General features: G+C 66.8%; 8 protein-coding genes. 1 reads left to right on the top strand and 7 read right to left on the bottom strand.

Features of this window, described 5'->3' with window-relative positions; translation table 11 throughout:
* The 6 genes from ASC78_RS28110 to ASC78_RS20975 form a co-directional block, all read right to left on the bottom strand.
* Nucleotides 1-908, bottom strand: a 908-nt coding sequence (locus ASC78_RS28110) for a hypothetical protein (protein WP_235505160.1), incomplete at its 3' end; no start/stop codon positions are given.
* 169 nt (nt 909-1,077) lie between these two features.
* The coding region (locus tag ASC78_RS28105; RefSeq protein ID WP_235505159.1) for a two-partner secretion domain-containing protein at nt 1,078-2,475 on the bottom strand (1,398 nt) is incomplete at its 3' end.
* Between the two features lie 479 nt (nt 2,476-2,954).
* Entirely contained in the window at nt 2,955-3,932 is a 978-nt protein-coding gene (locus tag ASC78_RS20990) for a Bug family tripartite tricarboxylate transporter substrate binding protein (protein ID WP_055805677.1), read from the bottom strand.
* A gap of 47 nt (nt 3,933-3,979) precedes the next feature.
* A complete protein-coding gene (locus tag ASC78_RS20985) occupies nt 3,980-4,360 on the bottom strand; it encodes a VOC family protein (protein WP_055805674.1) in 381 nt (126 codons plus the stop codon).
* Nucleotides 4,357-5,340, bottom strand: a complete 984-nt coding sequence (locus ASC78_RS20980; RefSeq protein ID WP_055805671.1) for a hydroxymethylglutaryl-CoA lyase — start codon at nt 5,338-5,340, stop codon at nt 4,357-4,359. The genes ASC78_RS20985 and ASC78_RS20980 overlap by 4 nt, the downstream gene beginning before the upstream one ends.
* Complete coding sequence (locus ASC78_RS20975) at nt 5,337-6,512, bottom strand: CaiB/BaiF CoA transferase family protein (RefSeq protein WP_055805668.1); 1,176 nt, start codon at nt 6,510-6,512, stop codon at nt 5,337-5,339. The genes ASC78_RS20980 and ASC78_RS20975 overlap by 4 nt, the downstream gene beginning before the upstream one ends.
* A 112-nt stretch (nt 6,513-6,624) precedes the next feature.
* Here ASC78_RS20975 and ASC78_RS20970 point away from each other — a divergent pair, with 112 nt between their 5' ends.
* Nucleotides 6,625-7,536 carry a LysR family transcriptional regulator gene (locus ASC78_RS20970; protein ID WP_055805665.1) on the top strand — a complete coding sequence of 304 codons (912 nt, stop codon included), beginning with the start codon at nt 6,625-6,627 and terminating at the stop codon, nt 7,534-7,536.
* Nucleotides 7,537-7,549: 13 nt separating this feature from the next.
* Here ASC78_RS20970 and ASC78_RS20965 read toward each other — a convergent pair whose 3' ends face one another.
* Complete coding sequence (locus ASC78_RS20965; RefSeq protein ID WP_055805663.1) at nt 7,550-8,110, bottom strand: NADPH-dependent FMN reductase; 561 nt, start codon at nt 8,108-8,110, stop codon at nt 7,550-7,552.
* Nucleotides 8,111-8,135: the final 25 nt, after the last annotated feature.

Below are 8,135 nucleotides of genomic sequence, written 5' to 3'. Positions count from 1 at the left end.
GTGATCGCGGCCTGGCTGGTGGTGACGTTGCCCTGGGTGGCGGTGATGGCGATGTTGGCCGCGCTGGTCTTGCTCGATGACAGATCGACGCTCGCGCCGTGCAGCGTGGCATTGCCGGCCGCGAGGTTGGTGCCGTGGGCCACCAGGGCACCGCTGGTCGTCACGACCAAGTCACCCGCCGCAGCCAGCGTGCCGTCGCTCTGGATGCCGGCGCCGAGCACACCGGTGCTGCTGCCTTGCAAGCTGCCCGCAGCGATCGTCGCATGGCGTCCGGTCGTGATGCTGCCGTCGTTGGTCAGGGTGCCGCCGACCGCCACCGTCGCATCGTTCGCGCCGCGCAGGCTGCCGCCGTTGACCAGCGAACCGGCCTGCACATTGAGATCGGTGGCCGCTCCGATGGTGCCGCCGGTGCCGTTGAGGAGCTGGTTCGCCACCGCGAGCTGCACACCGGCCTGCGCCGACTGGATGCTGCCCTGGGTGTTGGAGAGAGAGCCGGTGTGGAGGGTCAGGGCCTGGTTGGAGACGAGTGTTCCGGCGTCGTTGACGGTCGTTCCGGCCACGTTCGCGGTCAGCGCACCCGTCGCCGAGATCGTTCCTCGTGTGTTCTCCAGCGTCCCGCCCACGGAAAGGGTCGCGTCGGTGGCGCTGGTCAGCACGCCGTCGGTGTTCACGAGGTCGCCGCTGGTGGCGATGTTCAGGCTGCCGGCGTTCAGCGTCCCTGCCGAGTTGTCGAAGGTGCCCAGATTGCCCGTGAACGCGCCGGAAACGTTGAGGGTGCCCCCGTTGTTGGAGAAGCTCGGCTGGCTCAGCGCCATGCTGGCGACGCTCAGCGTGCCGCCGTTGTTGATGAGGTTCGCGCTTTGCAGCGTGATCGGGCCCCCGGCGTAGATCCTGCCGCCATCGTTCAAGATTGCCCCGGTGGCGGTGATGGTGCCCGGATCGATGGGAGGCGGTGCAGGGGCCGTGGTCGTCGTCGAGGTCGTTCCGCTGGTCGTCGTGGAGGTGGTGCCGGATGTCGAGCCCGTGCCGGTGGTGCCGCCTGACGTGGTGCCCGTGCCGGTCGTTCCTCCCGTTCCNAGTCGTTCCGCTGGTCGTCGTGGAGGTGGTGCCGGATGTCGAGCCCGTGCCGGTGGTGCCGCCTGACGTGGTGCCCGTGCCGGTCGTTCCTCCCGTTCCAGCGGTCGGCGTCGGTGCGGGTTCGAGACCGATCACCCCGCCACTCGTGTTACTCACCGTCGGCGCGGCAAGGGTGAGCGCCACGCCGCTGGTCTGGCGGATGGTGCCGCCGCGGTTGTCGATGTCGCCCGCCGTGCTGGCGAGCTGCACGCCTTGGGCTTCGAGCGTGCCCCCCGTACCATTGAGCGAGTTGACCAGGTTCCCCTGCGTCGTGACCCTGAGATTGCTGCCGCTGCTGATGGTGCCGCTGTTGGCGAGGTTCGAGGCCGAGAGGTTCGCATCGGCCGAGGCCTGGATCGTCCCGATGTTCTCCAAACGCCCTGCGCTGGTGACGACGAGCTGCCCCGCCCCCGCCAGTGCCGTGGCGCCCGGCGCGGCCTGGATGCTGCCGGCGTTGCGCACGCCCAGGCCGGCCTCGGTGCCCACCAAAAAAATCTTCCCGGCAAACATGCCTCCAAGGGCTGCGACGTCCAAGGCAAAGGTGGGGGCCGTGCCCGTGCCTGCCGTCGGCGTGATCTGGTTGTGGTCGGCGCTGACCTGGTTCGCACCCGTGACCACCTTGAGCTCGGTCGCCCAGATGCCGGCATTGGCTTCGACGGCGCGTGCCAGGATGGCCGCGTAGTCGGTCCTGCTGGCATCGAAGCCGGCGCCGTTGATCGTGATGGTGCCGCCGCGCACCAGGAAGTTGTCGAGGCCGCCGTAGGCGTTGAACTGCGGCGTGCCCGTTGTCAATGTCGCTCTCGACGCGTTGATAAAGCCAGCGCCATCGACGTTGATGCCGGCGGGGTTGGCAATCACCACTTCGGCGCGCTGTCCACCGACTTCGATGTAGCCGCGCAGCTGGCTCGGGTTGCCGCCATTCACTTCGTTGAGAATGATGCGGGCGGCACCTGTGGCGAGATAAGGATTGCCTTGGACGATGCCGCCGAGCTGGGTCTGCACATTCGAACGGCTGTTGTTCAGGATGGCGCCATTGGTGCCGACGTTGAAATCACTGTAGACGTTGCGCGAGACACCGGCGGCGCTCGGAGTTTGTATGTTGATCAGGGGCGTGCCGTTGGGGGCCACGAGCACCGTGGGGCGCAGGTTGCCGGGGACATTGGGCGCGCCGGCGATCTGGGCCTGTCCAGGCAGCGCCACCAGCGCACCGAAGAGCACCACCGCTGCCGACGCTGACGCCGCCCCGCCGCCTCCTGTGGCCTTGGCGGCACCCTTGCCCGTGCTTTTCGCGGTCTCCTGCACGACCATCCTCAGACCGCGCTTGGCGTTGAACAAAATACGGTACAGATTCTTATTCATCTCGTTCTTCCCTGATCGCCCATGTGACAGCAACGCACGCTGCGAAAGGCAACGTGCTGGGGTGCCGATGCCGGCGACCACGTGCCCGGATTCTGGGATCGAGAGGCCAGAACAAATGTCGCGGAATCTCGCAGCGCGCTGATTAAGCTCGAAAGCGCCACTTACTTCACACCGCGAGTCGCGGCACCGCAACGACGCGCGTCGGACAAATAACGCTTAGGTTCTATGCGAAAGCCGAGCCGCTAGACATCTGCAACGCGAGGCCCAAAAGAAAAAGCGGCACGAAGCCGGGGGCGATTGCGATGCGCCGATAGTGTCATGCGCTGGCTCGGCACACGAACTCAGCGCACCCAGCGGCGCACACGCTGATGGCGGTGCCAGTACCGCGAGGCTCGCAAAGGCACCAACGCTGCCCCCATTGCGTCCTCGCGACAATCACCCTGGCGGTGTTTGCCGCCAATCCTGGCGCCGACGGCCGCTCAGTCCGGCTTGATGTCCGCCTCCTTGATCACCTTCGCCCAGGCCGCCAGTTCCTGGTCGACGAACTTGCCCAATGCCGCGGGGTCCATGTAGGTTGCGAAGGCGCCCTGCTCGTCCACCTTCTTGCGGAACGGCTCGCTCTCGACGATCTTCTTGATCTCTGCGCTGAGCTTGGCGACGACCTCGGGCGGCGTCTTGGCCGGTGCGAACACCGCGAACCACGATTCCACCTCGTAGCCCGGCAGGCCAGCCTCGGCCGAGGTGGGCACGTCGGGCATCGACGGATGGCGCTTGCTGCCGGTGTAGGCCAGCGGCTTGATGCGCCCGCCTGCAAAGTGGCCGATGACCGAGGGCGGCGTGGTGATGAACATGTCGACGTTGCCCGCGATCAGGTCGTTGATGGCCGGGCCGGAGCCCTTGTAGGGCACGTGCGTCATCGGTTGCTTTGCCTGCCGCGACAGCAGCTCGCCCGCAATGTGCTGGATGGAGCCGTTGCCCGACGAGGCGTAGAACAGGCCGCCTTCTTTCTTCTTCTTGCCGTATTCGATCAGCTCCTTCATGGAGTTGACCGGCAGCTTGCCGCTCACTGCGACGACGTGCGGTGCGCGCATGACCAGTGCCACGGGCACGAAGTCCTTGGTCGGGTTCCACTTGATCTGCGGAAAGAGTGCGGGGTTGCCGACGTGGTAGCCCGAGTACTGCATCAGCAGTGTGTAGCCGTCGGGCGCGGCCCGCGCCACTGCCTCGGTGCCGATGTTGCCGCTGGCGCCGGGCTTGTTGTCGACCACGATGGGCTGGCCCAATGCCCGCTGGAGTGGGTCTGCCACCATGCGCGCCATGATGTCGGTGGAACCAGCGGGTGCGGTGGGGACGATGAAGGTGATCGGCTTGGTGGGCCAGGTGTCGGCACCGGCTGCGGAGGCGGCCAGTGCGAGGCCAAGGCTTGCGGTGGCCAGAATGCGATGAGTGGGTTTCATGGTTTGTCTCCGATATTTTTTGAGGGTGGCGGTCTTTCCGGCGGCGTTCAGGACACCAGCTCGGAGATCTCGATGAGATTCAGGTCGGGGTCGCGCACATAGACCGAGCGGATGCGCGAGGTGGCGCCGGTTCGCATCACCGGGCCTTCGAGGATCGGCACGCCCTTGTCCTTCAGCCGCGCGATCACGTCCTCGAGCGGCACGCTCGCAATGAAGCACAGGTCCAGCGAGCCCGGCGTCGGCAGCTGCGCCTTGGGCTCGAACTCGTGCCCCTTCACATGCAGGTTGATCTTCTGGTTGCCAAATCGGAAAGCCTTGCGGCTGGTGCCGAAAGTCTCCAGCGCCATGCCCATCACGTCGACATAGAAGCGGGTGCAAGCCTCTTCGTCGGTGGTGGTGAGAACCAGGTGGTCCAGATGGTCGATCATGCGTGCAGCTCCTTGCCGCGGCGCGCATGCGCACGCGCCGCGATGTCGTTGAAGTCCGCCGGCGGCGCATGCCGCGTGAGCCGATGTCCGGCACGGGAAACCTGGCTCGGCAAGTCATGCTGCACCAGGGTCTCGAGCTCCGACGCGGCGCCGATCAGGCCTTCGAGATCCATGCCGGTGTCGTAGCCCATGCATTGCAGCATGTGCACCACGTCCTCGGTGGCCACATTGCCCGTCGCGCCGGGTGCATACGGGCAGCCGCCGATACCGCCCAGCGACATGTCGAGCCGCTCGATGCCCGCCTCGACCGCGGCCACCGTGTTCGCCAGGCCCATGCCGCGCGTATTGTGAAAGTGCGCCGTCCATTGCAGGCCGGGGTGCCTTGCCATCACCGCTTCGCAGAGGGCCTGCACCTGCGTGGGAAACGCCATGCCCGTGGTGTCGCATAGCGTGATGCCCTGCACCCGCAGCGCTGCGAAACGGTCGACCCATTCCTGCACCACGGCAAGCGGCACTTCGCCTTCCATCGGGCAGCCGAACACGCATGAGAGCGAGACGTTCACGGGCACGCCGGCCTGCCTGGCCAGCGCGATGACTTCGGCCAGCTGCGCGAAAGACTGCTCGCGCGTCATGCGCAGGTTGCTGAGGTTGTGGGTCTCGCTCACCGACATGACGATGTTGAATTCGCCGATGCGGCTCTCCAGCGCACGCTCGGCTCCGCGCAGGTTGGGCACCAGCGCGGTATAGACCACGCTGGGCCGGCGTGCGATGCGCTGCATCACCTCCTCGCCGTCGCGCAGCGCCGGTATCGCCTTGGCCGAAGTGAACGAGGTCACCTCGATCTTCGCGTAGCCCAGCATGCTCAGACGGTCGACAAGCGCGATCTTGTCGTCGGTCGGAATGAAGCGGCTTTCCATCTGGAAGCCGTCGCGCGTGGCCACTTCGTTGATGAAGAGCCGCTTGCCCTTGCCTTCTTTCATACGGCCTCGCTTTCTTGGGCGTGGCGCACCGGCCAGCCCGCGCCCTGCAGGTCGCCGGTGTGTTCGCCGAGCCGCGGCGCGGGATGCGCGATGCGCCCCGGCGTGGCGCTGAGCTTGGGCACGACGCCCGGCACCTTGAGCATTTCTCCGTCGGCAGTGGTCGCCTCCACGATCATCTGCCGCGCCAGGTATTGCGGATCGGTGGCGATGTCGGCCACCGAGTAGATGCGCCCCACCGGCACGCCGGCCGCATCGAGCACCAGCAGCACCTCGTCGCGGCTGCGCTGCATCGTCCAGGCTTCGATGGCGGCGTCGATCTCTTCAACCCGCCGCACCCGGCCGTCGTTGTGCACCAGCTCGGGGTCGTTCTCCAGGTCCGTCCGCTCGATGGCCCGCATCAGGCGGCGGAAGATGCTGTCGCCATTGCCCGCCACCAGCACGTGGTGCCCGTCGATGCACTTGTAGGCGTTGCTGGGCGCGATGCCCGGCAACGCGCTGCCGGCACGCTCGCGCACCACGCCGAACGCGTCGTACTCGGGCAGCAGGCTTTCCATCACGTTGAAGACGGACTCGTAAAGCGCCACGTCGATGAACTGCCCTTGCCCGCCATGCGCCGTGCGGTGGTGCAGCGCCGTGAGCACGCCTATCACACCGTGCAGCGCCGCCAGCGTGTCGCCGAGCGAAACGCCCACGCGCACCGGCACCCGGCCCGGCTCGCCGCTCAGGTAGCGCAGCCCGCCCATCGATTCGCCGAGCACGCCGAAGCCCGGCTTGTCCCGGTAGGGGCCGGTCTGCCCGTAGCCCGAGATACGCAGCATGATGAGCCGGGGGTTGAGTGCGTGCAGCTGTTCCCAGCCCAGGCCCCAGCCTTCGAGCGTGCCGGGCTTGAAGTTCTCGATCAGCACGTCGGCCTCGAGCGCCAGCGCGCGCACCGCCTCCTGGCCTTCGGTGCTGCGCAGGTCCAGGCACACCGAGCGCTTGTTGCGCGACTGCACCTCCCACCACACCGAGGTGCCTTCGCGCAGCAGCCGCCACTTGCGCAGCGGGTCGCCGACGCCTGCAGGTTCGACCTTGATCACGTCGGCGCCGAACTCCGCCAGCGTCTTGCCGGCGAACGGTCCGGCAATGAGCTGGCCGAGCTCCAGCACCTTGAGGCCTTCGAGTGCGTTCATGTCTGCATGTCTCCTGTGGAATACCTCCACTCTACGAACGAAGAACGAGGATCGGAATTGCTTTGATCGCAGGGGGCCTTCGCAAAACGCGAAGGCTTTCTAGAATGGCCGGGTGGCCACCCCCATCAACCCCGCCCGCGTCGACTTCGTCACGCTGCGCCTCTTCTGCGCAGTGGCCCAGTCGGGCAGCATCACCAAGGGCGCGGAGGCCTGCCACCTGGCCCTTTCGGCGGCGAGCCGACGGCTTTCGGATTTCGAGGCTGCCACCGGATCGAAGCTGCTCGAACGCAGCTCGCAAGGCATTGCTCTCACGCCCGCCGGCCACGTGGCCATGCAGCATGCGATGCGGCTCTTCCAGGGCTTCGAGCAGTTCAGCAACGAGCTTGGCGACTACTCGAGCGGCGTGCGCGGCCACGTGCGCCTGTGGGCCAACATGTCGGCGCTCACCGAGTTCCTGCCGGCCACGCTGGCCGCCTTTCTGGGCCAGCACCCGGACATCCGTGTCGAGGTCGAGGAGCAACTGAGCGGAGACATCGTGCGCGCGCTGGTCGACGGCCTGGCCGACGTCGGCGTGTTCGCCGAGAACACGCCGGCCTACGGGCTCGACGTGGCGCCGTTCCAGACCGACGAGCTGGTGGTGCTGTGCGCCAGGCAGCACCCGCTTGCGCGCACACGCCGGACGGATTTCAAGACCTGTCTCGCGCACGAGTTCGTGGGCCTGAACCGCAGCAGCTCGCTGCTCGAACTCACCTCGCGCGCGGCCGAGCAGGCGGGCATTCCGATGCGCCTGCGCGTGCAGGTGCGCAGCTTCGATGCGATGTGCCACATGATCGCGGCCAACCTCGGCATTGGCGTGGTGCCGCTCGCGGCCTGCAAGGCGCAGGTGAGCGCGCTCGACCTGAAGGTGGTGCGGCTCAAGGACGCCTGGGCCGTGCGCCGGCTGCTGATGGCCACCAAGACCGGCGAGACTCTGTCGCCGGCGGCGCAGCTGCTGGTGGCGCAGCTGCTCGCGTCGTCGACCTGAAGCGAAGCCTGGGTCAGGCCATCCGCTTCACCATGCCGATCCACTTCTCGAACGACTTCATCTGGTCGCCGACGAACTTGCGGGTGGTCTCGTCGGTGCAGTTGCCTTCCGCATCGAACTTTCCGCCCGCGCCGCCGATGAAGATCTCGGGCTTGACGAGCACCATGGCGTTCACGAACAGCATCACGCGGCGCAGGTCGTACTGAACGCGCGCGCCGCCAAGCGGCCCCGGCGTGGCCGAGAGAATAGCCACGGGCTTGTTGGCGAAAGGCTGGTCTTCGCCGCGGCTGACCCAGTCGATCACATTCTTGAACACGCCGGGAATCGAGAAGTTGTATTCGGGCGTGGCAATCAGCAGCCCATCGGCCCGGCGGATCCGTTCGCGCAATGCCTGCACCGGCGCGGGGTAACCGTGGGCCAGAAGGTCGGCGTCGAACGGCGGGACCTCACGCCATTCGACGACCTCCATGCGCATGGAATCAGGCATCAGCGAACCGGCAAGGTTCAGTGCCGCGCGGTTGATGGAACCGCTGCGAAGGCTGCCGCAGAGGCCGACGATGTCGAGTGTGCTCATTGCTTTCCTTGTCCTGTATTCGTTC

Origin of the sequence: Variovorax sp. Root318D1 (assembly GCF_001424835.1) — a bacterium.
GTDB lineage: Bacteria > Pseudomonadota > Gammaproteobacteria > Burkholderiales > Burkholderiaceae_C > Variovorax.
The sequence above is the reverse complement of the archived record's forward strand: the minus strand, read 5'-3'. Positions and strand labels throughout refer to the sequence as shown.